Source organism: Massilimicrobiota sp. An134, assembly GCF_002160815.1.
Taxonomy (GTDB): domain Bacteria; phylum Bacillota_I; class Bacilli_A; order Erysipelotrichales; family Coprobacillaceae; genus Allocoprobacillus; species Allocoprobacillus merdigallinarum.
This window is the reverse complement of sequence record NZ_NFLH01000016.1, coordinates 34,714-52,498: the sequence shown is the minus strand read 5'-3', so window position 1 is coordinate 52,498 and position 17,785 is coordinate 34,714. Positions and strand designations below refer to the sequence as shown.

The following is a 17,785-nucleotide window of genomic DNA, read 5'->3' as shown; positions in this document are numbered from 1 at the left end:
GTTTTCAATCAGGCCGTTTGATATGCGTCTTCCATTTGCCGGCACAAATGAATTCACAATCTCATATTTCCATTTGACCAGTGTATTCCCAAAATCCATCATTTCCTTGATCTGGGAATCAACATGTCATCAATAGCTTGCTGATGATGCATATAGGACATTTGACTTTATTGACAGAAAGTATCAATAAGAAATTATTAGTCATAAAGATAGTGGAAAGAAGCAGGAGCTTAAAAAGTAAAAACTACTTTTGGCTATATCAGATCAAAGATGGAATCGGCGAATATTGAAATTTGGTCATAGAGGAATTGAAGACTATCTGCAAATACGAAGACATCAGCCTTATAAGCAATTAAAATTGAATGTATAAAAATAGAGTCATAATATATACAAGGCAACTGATAGGTTGCCAGGTCGGTTATACCTTTTTTTTCTTTATTGAAAAAATCATTCAATATCAAGACAATTTGAAACAGAAATTACCAAATCGGATACTTCTGCTTTGCAAAATCCCGAAACTCAAAATTAATATAGTATTGACATAAATGTTATGTTCTGATATTATTATTTCATAAGTTAGCTAAAGCTAACTATGTATGGAGGTTTATATGAAAAAAATTTTTTTTGCTGTAGTAGTTACAGGTTTCTTATTGATGACAACAGCTTGTTCATCATCGTCAACTAATGAATATGAAAATAAAAATACAAATACATCTACACAATTTCCAATTACAATAAAACATGCTTTTGGAGAAACAACGATTACAGAAAAGCCAGAGCGCATAGCAACCATAGCTTGGGGAAATCAGGATGTCCCATTGGCATTGGGAGTTGCTCCAGTTGGTGTTTCAAAAGGAAATTTCGGTGAATTAACGAAAGATGGGTTATCACCATGGACACAGGAGGCATTTAAAAAATTAGGAGTAACAGAGCCAGTAGTCTATGATGATACAGATGGGTTAGATTATGAAGCTATTGCGGATAGTAATCCGGATATCATTCTAGCTGCTTATTCAGGATTAACACAAGAAGAGTATGATACCTTAAGTAAAATTGCTCCTGTAGTTGCATATCCACGTGTAGCATGGCAGACATATTGGAGAGAGCAAGTTACGATTAATGCAGAAGCTATGGGGATGAAAGATGAAGGAGAAGCATTGGTTAAAGAAACTGAACAATTAATTGCGAATAAATTGAAAGAATATCCTCAGATAGAAGGCAAAAGCGGAGCTTTCCTTTGGGTTAATCCAGCAGATACTAGCTCATTCTATGTATATTTAACTAGTGATCCTAGAGCTTCCTATCTTACAGACTTAGGTTTATCATTCCCTGAAAATATTAAGGAAATGGGAAAAGATGAAACGACTTTCTCTTTGACGGTTTCCGCAGAAAATGCAGATATTTTAAATAATGTAGATATTTTAGTTACTTATGGTGATGATACAACCCTAAAAGCTTTACAGAAAGATGCTATCTTTGGAAAGATTCCAGCTATTAAACGTGGTTCAGTAGTAGTTATTGATAGTAATAGTGCATTAGCAGGTTCTGCGACTCCTACAGTTTTAGGTATTTCTGCAACAATTGATGAGTATTTATCATTAATAGGACAGGCTGCAGATAAGGTAAACGAATGAGAAAAAAGAATGTTTATTTCTTGTTTGTGATTCTTTCTCTATGTCTAATTGTTGTTTCTGCATTGTCTATTTTATATGGTTCTAAATCAGTAGATATGGAGACATTATTTGATGCATTATTTACCAACAAAGAAAGCTTTTCTATTAGTGTTGTTCAGGCAAGAATACCACGAACTTTGTTTGGTATTTTAGCTGGAGCTTCTTTAGGAGTATCTGGTTGTCTGATGCAATCAATTACCCGAAATCCAATTGCAGATCCTAGTATTTTAGGAATAAATACAGGAGCCTCTCTCTTTGTGGTTGTGGGAATTGCGTTCTTTTCAATCTCTTCACCAAGTCAGTATATCTGGCTTGGTTTCACAGGGGCTATATTAACTGCAATACTTGTTTATGGTATTGCTTCTGTAGGACAAAGTGGAGCTACTCCAATTAAGTTAGCACTAGCAGGAGCTGCAACATCGATGGCACTTATGTCATTAGTGAATACAATCATGTTACCAAATTCACAGGTAATGGATAGTTTTCGTTTTTGGCAAACAGGAAGTATTGGCGGAGCTAAGTGGAATATGATTTTAGTACTGCTTCCGTATTTCATTTTAGGATTACTTCTATCATTTTATTTATCATCTTCATTAAATACTTTAGCGTTAGGCGATGAATTAGCCACAAGCTTAGGAATAAATAGTAAGAAAGTAAGAGCAATGGCAGCATTTGCAGGAGTACTATTATGTGGTGCTACAACAGCATTAGCTGGTCCAATTGCTTTTGTTGGATTAATGGTTCCCCATATTATGCGATTATTAATAGGATCGAATATGCATTATCTCCTTCCATTATCTGCATTGGGAGGAAGCATACTGTTACTAGGTGCAGATATTATTGGAAGAGTAATCGCAAGTCCAGCAGAATTAGAAGTTGGAATTATAACCGCAATTCTTGGAGCGCCAGTCTTTATTTATATTGTTAGAAAGGTGAAAATACGTAGTTTATGAAAAAACAGACAAGAGAAATTATAGAACGTGTTTATCATCACCAGAGAAAAAGAATTATAACCATTACTATCATATTATGCATTATATTATGTATACTTATGGCACTATCCATGATGCTTGGTAATACTTTTTACTCTCTAAATACTGTTATTCAGTCCTTATTGTATGAAAATATACCAGGAGCATCATTTACTGTTAATACATTACGTTTTCCAAGAATGTTAGCAGGCGTATTTTGTGGAATAGCCTTTGGTATGGCAGGAAATACCTTTCAGAAAATGTTAGGTAATCCATTAGCTAGTCCTGATATTATAGGCGTAACATCTGGAGCTAGTACAGTAGCTGTATTTTGTATTCTTATCCTTCATTGGAGTGGAAATGCTGTTTCTATTGGCGCAATCTTAGGCGGAATGCTTGTAGCATTTCTGATCTATCGTCTATCGCAGGGAATCGGATCAAATAATGGCAGAATGATTTTAATCGGTTTAGGATTTCAGGCATTCTTACAAGCAGTGATTTCTTATATTATACTTCGTGCAGCACAATATGATGTAGCAAATGCCTTACGGTGGTTAAGCGGAAGTTTAAATAATGTCACAATAGAAGAAGCGGTTCGAATTGTAATTGTAGTAATTTTCATGGGAAGTTCTCTAGTATATTTAAGTAGAAGACTGATGCTTTTACAGTTGGGAGAAGATTTTGCGACTACTTTAGGTTTAAATATTCAAAGAACAAAGTTACTGTTGATTGTTAATGCAATTATTCTCTCTGCTGTAGCAACTTCCATCAGTGGTCCAATTGCAGCTGTATCCTTTTTATCTGGTCCTATCATTACTAGAATCTGCAAAGGAAATCAGGCTAATATGTTACAAGCCGGTCTTATGGGAGCTATTCTTGTATTAGCGGGAGATTTAGTTGCCCAAAATTTATTACCAGCTCGTTATCCAGTAGGAATTATTACAGGTATTTTAGGAGCACCATATTTATTACTGATGCTATTTAGAATGAATCATAAAGGAGGCTAATATGACAGATTGTTTATATGCAGAACATTTATCCTCAGGATATGGAAATCATACAATTGTGAAGGATGTCGATCTAGTGTTGCCAGAGCATAAAATTAGTGTAATAATTGGTTCAAATGGATGTGGGAAATCAACTTTATTGAAAACATTATGCAAATTAGTTCTTCCTTCAAATGGTGCTGTATATTTGAATAATAAAGACATACATAAATATCCTTCAAAAGCATTAGCAAAAAACTTAGGATTAATGCCACAGTCACCTATTGTACCTGAGGGAATAACTGTTGCTGATTTGGTCGCAAGAGGTCGATTTCCATATCGTCAGCCACTAAAAGGGATGAGCAAAGAAGATTATCAAATTGTTAGTGAAGCAATGGATATGATGGGTATCTCTGATTTAGCTGATCGATGTGTAGATGAATTAAGCGGTGGACAAAGACAGAGAGTATGGCTAGCTTTAGCATTAGCACAGGATACAGATATTTTGTTGTTAGATGAACCTACAACTTTTTTAGATATATCTTATCAGATCGAAATTTTAGACTTATTAACTGAATTAAATCAGAAAAAAGGTACAACCATCGCCATGGTATTACATGATATTAATCTATCTGCTCGCTACGCAGATTATATATTTGCGATATCTAATGGAAAATTACTAGCTCATGGAACACCAGAAGAAATAATTAATGAAGAAATCATACGAGAAGTTTATGGTTTAAATAGTAAAATTATTAAAGATCCTATAACACAACGGCCAATGATTATTCCTATTGGAAAATGTAAATAATTTATATTGAGGAATGGACAGTGTGTTTCATTCTTTTTATTATTTTCAATGCTTTCGTTATTTGGATATCCAAATGATGAGGGCGTTTTTATTTGAAAATATTATTTTTTATCATTTTGGTTGCTATTTTATAAAAATCATATATAATGTTAGTATACCCCACAGGGGTATGGGAGGTATCTTATGAAACAGAAATATGATGTTGTGGGTATGACATGCAGTGCATGCAGTGCTCATGTAGATAAAGCTGTCAGGCATCTTGATGGTGTTCATGATGTTAATGTTAATCTTTTAAGCAATTGTATGGTTGTTGACTATGATGAAAATAAAGTCAACGATCAAATGATTGAAAAAGCTGTAGAAGATGCAGGATATAAAGCTGTATTAGAAAAAGAAACTGTTCAAGCACAGAAACAGGAAGAAACAGTTGATCATAAGAAAAAATCATTGATTCTTTCTTTTGTCTTTTTAATTCCTTTGTTTTATATTTCAATGGGACATATGCTAGGAGCACCTTTACCATCTATTCTTGTTGGTGAAGAAAATATGATGGTTTTTGCTTTAACGCAGCTCTTTTTAACTTTGCCAGTCATGTATATCAATCGTGGCTATTTTCAAAGAGGTTTTAAGTCTTTATGGCATCGCAGCCCTAATATGGACACACTTATAGCTATTGGTTCAACGGCTGCGGCAGTTTATAGTATTTATGCTATTTTTATGATGGGTTATGATTTAGGTCATGGCAATCTTCATGATGCTCATCAATATATGATGCAGCTTTATTTTGAGTCAGCAGCCATGATTTTGACCCTTATTTCTTTAGGAAAATATTTAGAATCTCGTTCTAAAAAGAAAACAACGGAAGCAATTGAAAAACTGATTCACTTAATGCCGTCTTCTGCAACACTTTTGAAAGATAATCAGGAAGTAGAAGTGGCTATTGATGATGTGCAGATTGGCGATATTATGATTGTCAAACCTGGGCAAAATATACCTTTAGATGGTGTGATTATCAAAGGACAGACATCCATTGATGAGTCTATGATTACTGGTGAAAGTTTACCCGTAGACAAATCTGTCGATGATAAAGTGATTGGTGCAACGATGAATGTAGAAGGGTATATTCAAGTTGAGGTGACTCATACAAGTCAAGAAGCGACCTTATCACAAATCATAGAATTGGTTGAAGAAGCCAGCTCATCTAAAGCCCCAATTGCAAAACTGGCAGATCAGATTAGTGGAATCTTTGTACCAGTTGTAATTGTGATTGCTTTAGTGACATTTGTTTTATGGGTGACTCTTGGTGGACAGACTTTCCATTTTGCTTTAACATGTGCGATTGCAGTATTGGTTATTTCTTGTCCATGTGCATTAGGTTTAGCAACTCCAACTGCCATTATGGTGGGAACAGGAAAAGGCGCACAATTAGGTATTCTGATCAAATCAGCAGAAAATCTAGAATTATTATCTAAGGCAAAAAGTATTGTTTTAGATAAAACGGGAACGATTACAAAAGGAAAACCGCAGGTAACTGAAATTTATCCTATTGGTATAGACACTAAAGAGTTATTAACTTTAGCTGCTTCTATTGAAAGTTTATCACAGCATCCTCTTGCCAAAGCTGTAGTTGATTATGTCAAAGAGCAGGGGATATCTTTAAAAACTGTTGAAAATTTCCAGATGTTATCTGGTAAAGGGCTAAAAGGGACTATTGATGGAGATATGATTTTATCTGGTAATCAACGTTTGATGAAGGAACATGATATTGATTTATCACCTGTACAAGCCAAAGCGCAACTTTTAGCAAGCCAAGGAAAAACGCCATTATTCTATGCTTATAATGGGCAAATGATTGGTTTAATCGTTGTCAGTGATGTGTTAAAGGAAACAAGTCAAAACGCTATTAATCAATTAAAAGATATGGGATTAACTATTTATATGTTGACAGGAGATAATCAATTAACTGCTCAAGCGATTGGTGATGAACTGGGAATCCAGGTCATTGCTGAAGTTTTACCACAGGATAAAGAAAAACATATCAGAGATTTACAAGCAAAAGGTGAACGTGTTATCATGGTAGGAGACGGAATTAATGATGCTCCAGCGCTTATGCGTGCCGATATTGGTATAGCGATGACGTCGGGAACTGATATAGCCATGGATTCAGCAGACATTGTTTTGATGAAAAATGATTTACAGGATGTTGTGAATGCGATTGAACTGAGTCATGCAGTGTTAAAAAATATTAAAGAAAATCTGTTTTGGGCATTTTTCTACAATGTGATTGGAATTCCAATTGCAGCAGGCGTGTTCTATCCAGTCTTTGGATGGCTGTTAGATCCTATGTTTGGTGGTGCGGCAATGAGTTTGAGTTCGATCTTTGTTGTCAGCAATGCCCTAAGACTGAGATTTTTTAAACCTAAACATCAAAATACAATAATCAGACAGGAGGAAAAGAAAATGGAAAAAACAATGAATATTGAAGGTATGATGTGTCCAAATTGTCAAAAGCATGTAGATAAAGCTTTAAATAGTATTGAAGGTGTAGAAGCAACAGTAGATTTAAAAAATAACTGTGCTTATTTAAAATTATCTCATGATGTTGATGAAAGTGTCTTAATCAAAGCAGTTGAAGACGCTGGTTATAGTGTTAAAGGATTTGAATAATGCAAGCAGATCAAAAACATGTTATGCGTTTATTAAAAACAGCTCGAGGACAGATTGATGGCATCATGAAAATGATTGAAGATGATCGTTATTGTATTGATATATCTAATCAAATCATGGCAACTCAAGCTATTTTAAAACGTGCTAATAAAGAAATTATTGGAGCTCACATGCAGCATTGTGTTCATGATGCTATTGGCAGTCAAGATGCTGATCAAAAAATAGAAGAGATGATGGACGTTATCAATCAATTAATGAAGTAATAAAAAGTCAAGATTGTTTATTGCAGTCTTTGACTTTTTTCTTTATACTTTTTTATAAGGAGATGAACTGAATGAAACAAGGCGTTTTAATGCAATATTTTGAGTGGTATTTACCTTCAGATCCTCATTTGTATCAAAAAGTTAAGGCTGATGCACAGCATCTTTTTGATATAGGAGTGACAGCGTTGTGGTTACCACCAGCTTTTAAAGGTATTGGTGGAACTCAGGATGTTGGTTATGGGGTATATGATTTATATGATTTGGGTGAATTTTATCAAAAAGGAACTGTCCCAACAAAATATGGAACCAAAGATGAATATTTACAAGCAATCCAGGCCCTGCAACAAGTCGGCATACAGGTTTATGGGGATATTGTATTGAATCATAAAATGGGTGCTGATGGCTATGAAGATGTGAAAGCGAGTGAAGTCAATCAACATGATACCTATGATATTGAAAAACAAAATGAATGGATTCAAGTTCCGACTCTTTTTACTTTTCCCAATCGTCATCAAAAATATAGTGATTTTACATGGGATTGGAGTTGTTTTGATGGCATAGATTATGATGCCAAAACAAAACGTCATGCTACTTTTTTGTTTCAGGATAAAACATGGGACTCACAGGTTGATAATGAAAATGGGAATTATGATTATTTAATGGGAGCAGATTTAGATTTTTCAAATCATCGTGTTGTAAGTGAACTTAAAAGATGGGGAGAATGGTACTTAGATACAACACATATAGACGGTTTTAGATTAGATGCAGTTAAACATATTAATGCATCATTTTATCAGGATTGGCTTTATCATATGCGACAGTATACACACCAAGAATTATTTACAGTGGGAGAATATTGGCATGGTGATGTACAAAAATTACTTCAATATCTCACTGAAGTGAATTATTCATTATCATTATTTGATGTTCCTTTGCATTATCATTTTTATGAAGCTTCACGTAGCTTTGGACAATATGATATGTCCCAAATTTTTAATAACACATTGGTTCAAAAAGCCTGTATGAATGCTGTCACATTTGTTGATAATCATGATACACAACCACAGCAAGGTCTGCAATCATGGGTTTTGGATTGGTTTAAACCACTGGCCTATGCCTTGATTTTGCTAAGAAAGGATGGTTATCCTTGTATCTTTTATGGTGATTATTATGGAATTGAAAAACCTTCTTTATCAGGACAAAATCAGGTTATAGATCGTCTTTTATATTTACGTCAACATTATGCCTATGGTCAACAAAATGATTATTTTTATGATCGTCATATCATAGGATGGACACGAGAAGCTTATGGATTGGCTTGCATTATGACCAATCAAAATGGTGGACAACTGTACATGTATGTAGGACAGCAATATCAAAATCAGATATTTTATGACTATTTAGAAAATGTCAATGAAGCTGTCACTATTGATGACAAAGGGTATGGACTGTTTACTGTTCAAGATGGGAGTGTCAGTGTTTATATACCCAAAAAATAAAGTGGTCATCTGACGATCACCACTGAAAACTCAAATATAAAACTGTGATTAACAATGTTAACATGATAGCTGTCTGAAAGATTGTGGATAGAATTTTATACGAAGAATGTGGAAGTCCACGGTGACAGGCTTTTTGGATTAACTGATAAGTAATCAATAAAGGAATCAGATTGACTACGCTCAATAATGAACCGATACAGGCAATCACTGACATTGTTAATGCGCCTAGATAATATTCCTTATATGCATACTCCATAAATTTCACTTCCTTATATGTTTATTATATATGATTTCAAAAGGTTCAAGATGAAATTTATGTTAAGTTTCTATAAAGATTATAAAAAAACAATCTCTATAATAAAGATTGTTTTTTATGCTGTTTTTGTTTTTCTCTTGTTAAGAATAAAGACCACAATGATGACAATAATAAGCATAATTGCTGCACAGATACCTGCAGTAGGTAAAAGTTCAGGTTTACTGAACGCTTTTGTCCACATGGCTATTTTTCTAATGAATATTGCAATTGCATATCCGGCAGTCGCACTTCCTAGTAAGGCAAGAACAGCTTTAAACCATTTAGGAAAAACTTCTGCAAATAATACAGCTGTAATGAGGCAGATAAATGCAATAAACATACAAATCACAAAATGCATAGAGAAACCTCCTTTATATACAACAAATAAAATAACATAATTATGTTCAGATTGCAATAATATTATATCATGTCATTTTTTTAATCATGTGAAATTCGCTGAAAATGTAGAATTATAGCGATGAATATGTTAAACTATAAGACGTAGAAAAGAGGTAGATTATGAGATTTAATAGAGGTAAAAGATATACATATTATAGTTCGTATTCTCCATCAAGGCATCCAAGAATACGTTGGGATAGAATTGCTATTATCGGTATTGTTGTTGCAATTGTGATTGGAGTTATTGTATGGTTTAATTTTAGTCGTATTCAATTGGCTTTTAAAGGTTATTCTTTTTCACAACAAAGTGAAATACTTGCGTTAGAAAATAATGAAGTTGATGAAATCTTATCATATGATAAATTGGAACATATTTCACAATGGTTGAGCCAAAGTCAAAAAGTTCAATATTATGATGAATATGAAAAATATCTATCCTTACATAAGGATATGCAAGTGAAAGAAGTTATTTCAACTATAGATAATATTTTTGATAATTATGTTCCTAAATTAACAACGCTTAATTATTCAAATGATCAGATTTGGGAAGTTTTAAAAACCGCAGGTGTGAATGAAGTTAAACATTTGGTAGATAAACAATATACTTATGCTCAAATTGAACCATTTATGCAAGTCAAAGGATTTGTTTTTGAAGATATTGATCAATACATGGAATCATATGAAGAAAATAAAAATTATAATTATGCTGTATTGATTACAACATATCCATTTATTATTTCTGAAAATGAAGTTGATCAACCTTATACAATTCAAAATCCAGATGATGTTTTAACATTAGTGAAAAAAGGATTCTATTTACCAGCTAATTATGAACCATCTGATTTAGTGAATCCAGATCCTGATAAAGTGAAGGTGGCATCTGATTGCGACGATCCAAGATTGAGAAAAGAAGCTGCTAACGCTTTAGTAGAAATGTTTGATGCAGCTAAAAAAGAAGGTTATGATTTGGTTGTGAATAGTGCTTATCGTTCATATGCAGATCAAAAGGCAACATATGATGATTACTTCAATAAATATGATCCTGTGACTGCAGCAAGTTTAGTTGCTGAACCAGGAGGAAGTGAACATCAGACAGGATTAGGTGTTGATTTAACATGTCAGGCTGTTATTGATGATAAATTAAATGGTATTGAAAATAGTCGTTTTGGTTATAAACCTGATTATAAATGGTGTGTAGCAAATTCTTATAAATATGGTTTTATTTTAAGATATGAAGAAGATAAAGCTGGTATTACAGGTATTGCTAATGAACCATGGCATTTTAGATATGTTGGAAAAGAAGCAGCAAAAGAAATCTTTAATAATGGTTGGACATTAGAAGAATATTGCTTAAATAAAGGGGTTATCCCTGATATTAAGAAAGGTCAATAATCTAGGGTTATCCCTAGATTATTTTTTAGGAGAAAATCATGAAAACATTAATAACAACTCTCAATTCAAAATATATTCATACGTCATTATCATTGCGTTTGCTTTATGTAGCTTCTTATCATCACTTTGATGTTGATTTTAAAGAATATACAATTAAGGATTCACTTGAACATATTGTTGATGATTTATTATCAATGCATTTAGATATGATTGCGTTTTCTTGTTATATATGGAATATTGAATATATTGATAAGCTATGCCATATGTTACGTCAAAGACAACCTGATATTATTCTTGCTTTAGGGGGACCTGAGGTCACTTATGAACCACAGTACTTTTTAGAGCACATACCAGTAGATTACATTTTAAGTGGTGAAGGGGAAGAAATATTCCCTCAATTATTAGAAGCTTTAGAAAAGAAACAGGATGTATGTTTACCAGGTGTCAGTTATCGTGGGCATATCTCATCAACAGTAGCTGTTGCAGATTTAAAATATGTAGAGTCCTTAGATTCGCCGTATTGTTTACCACAAGATCAAAAAGATATGAGTAAACGTATCTTATATTTTGAAACAAGTCGAGGGTGTCCATTTCAATGTCAATATTGTTTATCTTCATTAGAACAGGGACTTAGATTTTTTAGTGAAGACTATCTCAAAAGACAACTCAATTTGATTTGTCATAGTTCAGCCAAAACAATTAAATTTTTAGATCGTAGTTTTAATGCTGATGCAAATCATGCTATTATGATTTTAGATTATATTTTTAAACATTATCAAGAAGGACAGCAATTTCAATTTGAAATTAATGCGGATGTCCTCAATCAAAAAATTATTGATTTTATTAGAGAGAAAGCACCAAAGGGATTATTGAGATTTGAAATAGGCATACAATCGACTTACGAACCGACAAATCGCGCAGTCAAAAGAATTCAGAATTTTAAACGTTTGAGTGAAGTGATCACTATGTTAATGCAAGATGGTCAATGTGATTTGCATTTAGATCTCATTGCTGGTTTACCATATGAAACATATGAAAGATTTGCTCAATCATTTGATGATGTTTTTGCCTTTCGTGCAAAAGAATTACAATTGGGTTTTTTAAAACTATTAAGAGGAACATCATTACGTAATGATGCTAAAGATTATGGGTATGTCTATCAAAAAGAGCCTCCTTATGAAATGCTGGAAAACAAATGGTTATCTCATGATGATATGGAAAAGATTCATATGGCTGAAGATATGTTGGAGAAATACTGGAATAGTGGGCGTTTTGTACATACGATGAATGCAGTGATGGATGACGTTTCTTCGCCATTTGCGTTCTTTTATGATCTTTCATGTTTTTATCATGAAAAACAATATAAAAAAATAGGTTATCAGTTAGATGAACTTTATCTTTACTTGGATTCCTATTTACCTGAGAAGTATCATGATTTATTGATTATGGATTATTTATTGCAGTTTAAAGTGAAACCTAAAAAATGGTATCAGTCTACTTTAACTCCACAATCAAAGAAACAGGTTTTAAGAGAACTTTCACAAAAATATCAGCTTGATTCTGAGCTCTTATTTAGATATGCAATTGTAGAAGAAATTCAAGATCATTATCTTGTTGTGATCTATAAAGATTATCAATGTCAGTGGTCGATGTATAAGAAAGGGTGATCATAGTATGTTAACGATGGTTGAATATGTTCATCAAAGAATATCAACGTATTCTTTTCAGGTGGGTGTTGATTTTACTATGGGAAATGGTCATGATACACTTTTTTTAGCTGAACAGTGTCCAAAGGTCTATGCTTTTGATATACAGCCTGAAGCATTGGAAAATACAAAAAAACGTTTAGGAGATAGACAACATGTACAACTGATTTTAGATAGTCATGAAAATATGAAACAGTATTTTTCATCATTTGATATAGGAATATTCAATCTTGGCTATTTACCACAGGCTTCTCATCATATTACAACAACATTGCCGTCTACTCAAGAGGCTGTCTGTCAAGCTATTGAAATGATGAAAAAAGCTCTTTTTATTGTTGTTTATCCTGGTCATGAAGAAGGATATCAGGAAAGTTTATGGATTCATGAATATGTATCACAGTTAGATTCTCATCAGTTTCATGTTTCGTGCTTTCAAATGTTGAATAAAAAGAAAGCACCTTATGTTATTGAAATAGAAAAGAAGCAGTAAATTCTGCTTCTTTTTAGCATAAGATATATTTAAAATCGTTATTATCAGTTGAATAAATAAGATCTTCTGAAGTGTCATTACGAAAATGGAAGAGCTGTCCATCTTCAATTTTTCCATTCCATGTTGCAACAACAATAATATCTTTTGATAATTCTTTAAGGAAAGCTAATAAATCAATTTGACTGTTTTTTGCATAAAGAATTTTTTTATTATCTAACAATAAAACTTTTTGGTGATAAGTTGTTAAAAAGTTTTTCATCTCAGGTAGAAGTTTTTCACTTGGTGTATGATAGAAAATCTTATCAAGATCAAGAATAGGAATACCTGTTTCTTCACTATATTGACGAATGACTTTTGATTTTCCACTTCCAGGCTGTCCAATGATTAGTAAAAGTTTGTACTCTGCATGACTGATGTCTTCTATTTTTTTATTCAAATCCATTGCTATAATCTCCTTTTCTGTTTTTATTTGTTAAGAATATTATAGCATTTTCTGTAAGCGTTTTCTATGTATATCGTAAAAAAAGCTTTTTTATCTTTTATTTATATTCTTGTAAACATAATATTAATTGACCAATTAAAATATATTCTTGAATATTTTCTATTTTGATGATACGTGGTAGATACTTTTCAGGTATATATTGAGCAATCATCTTTTTTAACTCATCAACATCAGGAATAAGAGTGCAAGAAAGAATAATAGCTTCTGGTCCAATCACAGAAGATAAAGCTACAATTGTTTTAGATACAAGTTCTAAAGCGCCTTCAGGTGTCTTGGCAAGTGTTTGTGGTGGGGCAGAATAATTGAGTGGTAAGTATTGCACTTCTCCAGCAATATGCGCATGACCTTTAACAAGTTGTCCATTAACAATAATTCCTGCTCCTCCAAAATGATTATTTGGCTGAAATAAGAAAATCAGTGATGAAAATTGTTGTTGAGAAGCATAATAACCGACTGCAGCAGTATTGACATCATTATCAATGACAATATGTTGATGGTAGCGCTCCTTGAGTAGCTGATACATGTTAAAATTATTTAATCCTATGATACTTGTAGAAGCGACAAAACCATTATTGATAATACCTGGTGTTGAAATGCCAATGATTTGAATACGTGGATATTGTAATAAGATTGTATCAATGACGTCATAAATGTCTTCCATGCTGATTTTAAATTTAATAATTTCATTGCTGCTGATAATATGATTTTGTTCATCATAGAGATGATAGGCAATGTGAACACGTAAACTGTTTCTAAATAGAGACAAAACAAGAATCTTTGTATTTTGATGTGGAATGACTTGTAATGGTTTGATAGTTGATTCAGTTTTAGAATTATGAGGTAACTTTTGATGTTCTAAGGCATGTCTGACAAGTTGTAAAGTTTTGGCGACATCATATTTGGCAAAAACTTGTGGAGGTACTTTTAAGACAATTTTATCTTTTAAGATTTCCTGTACTTTTGCATGCATGAATGAGATTTGTGGAGCTAATAAAATCACATCATATTCATTGCCTACATTAAATAAATCAGTATATCCAATCGCTCTGACCTCATAATGATAATCTAAAATTTGAGCTGCTTCATTGAGCTTAGAAGCAAAATAAGACGTTGTTAAACCACCACTACAACTTAATAATATTTTGATTTTTGGTTTATCAACCAATTGTAGAATATTATTCATCATTTCATTAAAAAGTTCAGTAGCATGTTTCATAGTTTTCATTTGAAAATGAAGATAAAACTCAATATTTTGAGTCATTGTATTGGTAACACTTAATTCAATAATATTTAAGGGATTAAAAATAACTTGACTGAAACTATAATTGGTTTTAATATCTATGATATTTTCATTTTTATCATCAAGATAGATTTGACATTGACTTTGATTCTGAATTAAAATCCATTGCTTAAAAAGCATTGTGTGAATATCTCTTAAAAATTCATCCATAAAAAATCCCCCTTTATCTTTATTATAGAGGGAGAAATGGATAAAATCATATATTTTGCTAAAGTAGAAAATAATTTTTTAAAAAAAGTTCTATTTATCAATATTTTTGATAAAAAACTATCATAAATTGAAGAATGAATTGTTTTGTAAATAATAATCAATGACTTCTAAAACACCTTCATCATTAAATCCTGGTGCCATCCATTGAAAATCTTTTTTCATTTCTTCTTTTGCATTTGCCATCACATAGCCATATTTGACTGTTGATAACATCTCTCGATCATTGTCAGCATCACCAAAAGCCATAACTTCATCAGGCGAAATATGAAACTCTTTCATTAACAATTGAATTGCCATGCCTTTGCTGACAAAACGAGGAATAATATCAATACAGGCATGTCCGCTATCAACAATTCTAATATCTTGACTGGCAATTTGAGTCAAATCATGAATACGTTGAGTTGTATTTTGTTGAGGTAAGTAAAGCGCAAATTTCACAATAGGTTCTTTAATGAGTGAAAAGTTTTGAACTTTTTTCACATGAGGAAAATAGGGAAGAAACATTTGATAATAATGTTCAGGTAATGATTCTAATGTGTAAGATTGATTTTTTGTACATACCCAGCATAAAACATCAGGCATTGTTTGAAGTGTATCAATAATCAGTTGACTGTCCTGAGAGGATATATGTGCAAAATATAGCTCTTTACCTTCACTGATAATGTAACCTCCATTTTCAGCAATATAAGTTAATTCATTTTGAATATGAGGAAAACAGTTTTGAAGTTTCTTGTATGGATTACCACTTGCTACCACAAAGCGAATGCCTCTATCTTTTAATATTTGATAAATGTGATCAAAACGTTTTTGATTATAAGATGAATTTTCATCTAAAAACGTTCCATCCATATCTACCGCAATCATTTTTATAGCCATGAATTTATTCCCCTTTATTTGATATATAAGCATTATAACATAAAAAATTAAGAAAATATTAATAAATAGACATGAAAAATATGGATAATAAAAAGAGGAAGGATTGATATGAAAACAGTTATCATAAAACCCCATCATTTTATGGATATTTTTAAATTATATTGTACAGGAATTGAAGAATTTGTTCCTGACTAAAAGATGGAACATGATTTTTATGCTATTGCTAATGCTATTATAAAAAATCCTTATTTGCTTTGCCAACTGACAATAGAAGGGGATGATATATGTAAACCATGTCATTATTATCAAAAACATCAATGTCAGGATACTCTTTTTCATATTCAAGGTATTTCAAAAAAGGACAATATAATCAATTGTTAGATCAAAGAATTATAGAACTGTATCAGCTTTATAATACCCAATATCAAGTGTTGGAATTATGCCAGATATTTTATCGTCATCATGAACTTATAGCGAAGGTATGGAAAGAGGAAGATGATCAGCAAGTGGAGAAACGTCGTGACTTTTTCGTAAAAGGTGTAGAAAAATACTTTTTTAAATACAAAGATGATGTCATGACAAAATATTTTGAAGATATATAAGAGTCAAAAAGATGCAATCATGTGCATCTTTTTTCTAAATATTCATAAATAGATAGATTTTTTTGTAAAAAGAACTGTTTTAAATTCTGTTCATCAATAATTTTAACATGATGATAATCTAATATCTCATAAACAGATTTTCTATCCTGCGATGTTTCCTGATATAAGGAACTATTTATTTGAAAATGATTCCCATCTCGCATATGAAATTGATAGATAATATTATAATATGTCACAGGTCCAAAACCAATGCCACCAATCTTTTTTTCAACATGGATTTTAACATTGCAAATATCTTTGTATAAATAATGTCTGGCTATTTCATGGGTTGTGTTTTCTAATACTGCTTTTATACTCTTTGCCTTCATTTTATAGCTGTCAAATATATAGAAATCGACAATTCCAAATTCATAGTATTTTTCATGAAATAATATGAATATGAAAATAATTGTCAGGAGGATAACACTCAATAAATATAAACCCCAATGTATATGAGTCATTGTATGAGTATTGATAAAATATAAAAGAAAGCTCATAGTGATCAAAGTTGTAGAAATAAATATGAGTATTATTTCTTTTAGAAATTGAAAAGGGGTTGTTTTTCTTCCTAATGTGACAACAGGGTAGGGCTTTATAAATTCAGATGCTTTATGAATAATTGATTTAATTTCATCATGTGAATGAGCAGGCTGATTTTGAAATTCTCCATCAATAATTGCATCTAACAAGGGAATGTTTTTTTGATTTAAATGAAAACATTTCTGTTGAACTTCTTCTAGATTTTCAATCTTTGCTTGTAAAAATTTTAAATGTTTATTTAGTATATTTTGAAATTGATCTGGATTTAGAAGAATTGTTTGAATCATTTCTAGAGGAATATCTAAATCTCTTAAAAAATGTATTTTTCTTAATATCTGGACATCTTCCTGTGTATAATTTCTATAACCATTTTCATCCCTTTTTGGCTTTAAAAAACCTAATTTTTCATAATAGCGTATTGTTTGAGAATTGATTTGTAATAATTTTTCGACTTCTTTGATTTTCATATGCATATTGTCCTTTCGTCTTTAAGCGTCTATGATTATATTTGAAAAGAGTTATATATGATCTCTTTTATTATAACATACACCTTTCAATAACTAT

General features: G+C 31.9%; 17 protein-coding genes. 11 read left to right on the top strand and 6 right to left on the bottom strand.

Going from position 1 to position 17,785, the window contains the following annotated elements:
• The first annotated feature begins 653 nt into the window (after window positions 1–653).
• The 7 genes from B5E79_RS07990 to B5E79_RS07960 all read left to right on the top strand — a co-directional run bounded on the left by B5E79_RS07990 (window position 654) and on the right by B5E79_RS07960 (window position 8,870).
• Window positions 654–1,634 (top strand): iron-siderophore ABC transporter substrate-binding protein, encoded by a 981-nt coding sequence (locus B5E79_RS07990; protein WP_206393161.1) that lies wholly within the window; start codon window positions 654–656, stop codon window positions 1,632–1,634.
• On the top strand, window positions 1,631–2,626 hold the full coding sequence (locus B5E79_RS07985) for a FecCD family ABC transporter permease (RefSeq protein ID WP_087243228.1): 996 nt from the start codon (window positions 1,631–1,633) through the stop codon (window positions 2,624–2,626). Before B5E79_RS07990 ends, B5E79_RS07985 begins: the two co-directional genes overlap by 4 nt.
• Window positions 2,623–3,651 (top strand): FecCD family ABC transporter permease, encoded by a 1,029-nt coding sequence (locus B5E79_RS07980; RefSeq protein WP_087243229.1) that lies wholly within the window; start codon window positions 2,623–2,625, stop codon window positions 3,649–3,651. Before B5E79_RS07985 ends, B5E79_RS07980 begins: the two co-directional genes overlap by 4 nt.
• Window position 3,652: 1 nt before the next feature.
• The gene (locus B5E79_RS07975; protein ID WP_087254783.1) at window positions 3,653–4,441 is read left to right on the top strand and encodes an ABC transporter ATP-binding protein; all 789 of its coding nucleotides are present in this window, start codon (window positions 3,653–3,655) and stop codon (window positions 4,439–4,441) included.
• Between the two features lie 183 nt (window positions 4,442–4,624).
• Window positions 4,625–7,108, top strand: a complete 2,484-nt coding sequence (locus B5E79_RS07970; RefSeq protein WP_087297606.1) for a heavy metal translocating P-type ATPase — start codon at window positions 4,625–4,627, stop codon at window positions 7,106–7,108.
• On the top strand, window positions 7,108–7,371 hold the full coding sequence (locus B5E79_RS07965) for a metal-sensing transcriptional repressor (RefSeq protein WP_087243232.1): 264 nt from the start codon (window positions 7,108–7,110) through the stop codon (window positions 7,369–7,371). Before B5E79_RS07970 ends, B5E79_RS07965 begins: the two co-directional genes overlap by 1 nt.
• A 71-nt stretch (window positions 7,372–7,442) precedes the next feature.
• Window positions 7,443–8,870, top strand: a complete 1,428-nt coding sequence (locus B5E79_RS07960) for an alpha-amylase (protein ID WP_087297605.1) — start codon at window positions 7,443–7,445, stop codon at window positions 8,868–8,870.
• 16 nt (window positions 8,871–8,886) lie between these two features.
• On the opposite strand, the gene B5E79_RS07955 is transcribed toward B5E79_RS07960, so the two are convergent.
• Entirely contained in the window at window positions 8,887–9,126 is a 240-nt protein-coding gene (locus B5E79_RS07955; protein WP_087243234.1) for a hypothetical protein, read from the bottom strand.
• Window positions 9,127–9,241: 115 nt separating this feature from the next.
• The gene (locus B5E79_RS07950; RefSeq protein WP_087297604.1) at window positions 9,242–9,523 is read right to left on the bottom strand and encodes a hypothetical protein; all 282 of its coding nucleotides are present in this window, start codon (window positions 9,521–9,523) and stop codon (window positions 9,242–9,244) included.
• Window positions 9,524–9,684: 161 nt separating this feature from the next.
• On the opposite strand from B5E79_RS07950, the gene B5E79_RS07945 reads away from it, so the two are divergent.
• From B5E79_RS07945 to mnmM, 3 genes are read left to right on the top strand one after another with little or no spacing between them, the layout of a single operon-like run.
• Window positions 9,685–10,956, top strand: coding sequence for a M15 family metallopeptidase (locus B5E79_RS07945; RefSeq protein ID WP_087297603.1), 1,272 nt, complete (start codon window positions 9,685–9,687; stop codon window positions 10,954–10,956).
• A 38-nt stretch (window positions 10,957–10,994) separates the two neighbouring features.
• Window positions 10,995–12,623 (top strand): B12-binding domain-containing radical SAM protein, encoded by a 1,629-nt coding sequence (locus B5E79_RS07940; protein WP_087297602.1) that lies wholly within the window; start codon window positions 10,995–10,997, stop codon window positions 12,621–12,623.
• Between the two features lie 7 nt (window positions 12,624–12,630).
• The gene (gene mnmM, locus B5E79_RS07935; protein WP_087297601.1) at window positions 12,631–13,152 is read left to right on the top strand and encodes a tRNA 5-(aminomethyl)-2-thiouridylate-methyltransferase MnmM; all 522 of its coding nucleotides are present in this window, start codon (window positions 12,631–12,633) and stop codon (window positions 13,150–13,152) included.
• Between the two features lie 13 nt (window positions 13,153–13,165).
• On the opposite strand, the gene brxF is transcribed toward mnmM, so the two are convergent.
• The 3 genes from brxF to B5E79_RS07920 form a co-directional block, all read right to left on the bottom strand.
• Window positions 13,166–13,594 (bottom strand): BREX-3 system P-loop-containing protein BrxF, encoded by a 429-nt coding sequence (gene brxF, locus B5E79_RS07930; RefSeq protein ID WP_087244158.1) that lies wholly within the window; start codon window positions 13,592–13,594, stop codon window positions 13,166–13,168.
• A 97-nt stretch (window positions 13,595–13,691) separates the two neighbouring features.
• Window positions 13,692–15,104 (bottom strand): ROK family protein, encoded by a 1,413-nt coding sequence (locus B5E79_RS07925; RefSeq protein WP_087297600.1) that lies wholly within the window; start codon window positions 15,102–15,104, stop codon window positions 13,692–13,694.
• A 120-nt stretch (window positions 15,105–15,224) separates the two neighbouring features.
• Window positions 15,225–16,040, bottom strand: a complete 816-nt coding sequence (locus tag B5E79_RS07920; RefSeq protein ID WP_158095487.1) for a Cof-type HAD-IIB family hydrolase — start codon at window positions 16,038–16,040, stop codon at window positions 15,225–15,227.
• Window positions 16,041–16,414: 374 nt separating this feature from the next.
• Between B5E79_RS07920 and B5E79_RS07910 the strand changes: the two genes are divergently transcribed.
• Window positions 16,415–16,642 carry a hypothetical protein gene (locus B5E79_RS07910; RefSeq protein ID WP_087297598.1) on the top strand — a complete coding sequence of 76 codons (228 nt, stop codon included), beginning with the start codon at window positions 16,415–16,417 and terminating at the stop codon, window positions 16,640–16,642.
• Window positions 16,643–16,659: 17 nt separating this feature from the next.
• Here the strand turns inward: B5E79_RS07910 and B5E79_RS07905 are convergent, their stop codons facing one another.
• Window positions 16,660–17,688 carry a MerR family transcriptional regulator gene (locus B5E79_RS07905; RefSeq protein ID WP_158095486.1) on the bottom strand — a complete coding sequence of 343 codons (1,029 nt, stop codon included), beginning with the start codon at window positions 17,686–17,688 and terminating at the stop codon, window positions 16,660–16,662.
• Between the last annotated feature and the right edge of the window lie 97 nt (window positions 17,689–17,785).

Coding starts and splice junctions, on each gene's coding strand:
- B5E79_RS07990 (WP_206393161.1), top strand. CDS start 654: ATGACAACAGCTTGTTCATCATCGTCAACTAATGAATATGAAAATAAA.
- B5E79_RS07985 (WP_087243228.1), top strand. CDS start 1,631: ATGAGAAAAAAGAATGTTTATTTCTTGTTTGTGATTCTTTCTCTATGT.
- B5E79_RS07980 (WP_087243229.1), top strand. CDS start 2,623: ATGAAAAAACAGACAAGAGAAATTATAGAACGTGTTTATCATCACCAG.
- B5E79_RS07975 (WP_087254783.1), top strand. CDS start 3,653: ATGACAGATTGTTTATATGCAGAACATTTATCCTCAGGATATGGAAAT.
- B5E79_RS07970 (WP_087297606.1), top strand. CDS start 4,625: ATGAAACAGAAATATGATGTTGTGGGTATGACATGCAGTGCATGCAGT.
- B5E79_RS07965 (WP_087243232.1), top strand. CDS start 7,108: ATGCAAGCAGATCAAAAACATGTTATGCGTTTATTAAAAACAGCTCGA.
- B5E79_RS07960 (WP_087297605.1), top strand. CDS start 7,443: ATGAAACAAGGCGTTTTAATGCAATATTTTGAGTGGTATTTACCTTCA.
- B5E79_RS07955 (WP_087243234.1), bottom strand. CDS start 9,126: ATGGAGTATGCATATAAGGAATATTATCTAGGCGCATTAACAATGTCA.
- B5E79_RS07950 (WP_087297604.1), bottom strand. CDS start 9,523: ATGCATTTTGTGATTTGTATGTTTATTGCATTTATCTGCCTCATTACA.
- B5E79_RS07945 (WP_087297603.1), top strand. CDS start 9,685: ATGAGATTTAATAGAGGTAAAAGATATACATATTATAGTTCGTATTCT.
- B5E79_RS07940 (WP_087297602.1), top strand. CDS start 10,995: ATGAAAACATTAATAACAACTCTCAATTCAAAATATATTCATACGTCA.
- mnmM (WP_087297601.1), top strand. CDS start 12,631: ATGTTAACGATGGTTGAATATGTTCATCAAAGAATATCAACGTATTCT.
- brxF (WP_087244158.1), bottom strand. CDS start 13,594: ATGGATTTGAATAAAAAAATAGAAGACATCAGTCATGCAGAGTACAAA.
- B5E79_RS07925 (WP_087297600.1), bottom strand. CDS start 15,104: ATGGATGAATTTTTAAGAGATATTCACACAATGCTTTTTAAGCAATGG.
- B5E79_RS07920 (WP_158095487.1), bottom strand. CDS start 16,040: ATGGCTATAAAAATGATTGCGGTAGATATGGATGGAACGTTTTTAGAT.
- B5E79_RS07905 (WP_158095486.1), bottom strand. CDS start 17,688: ATGAAAATCAAAGAAGTCGAAAAATTATTACAAATCAATTCTCAAACA.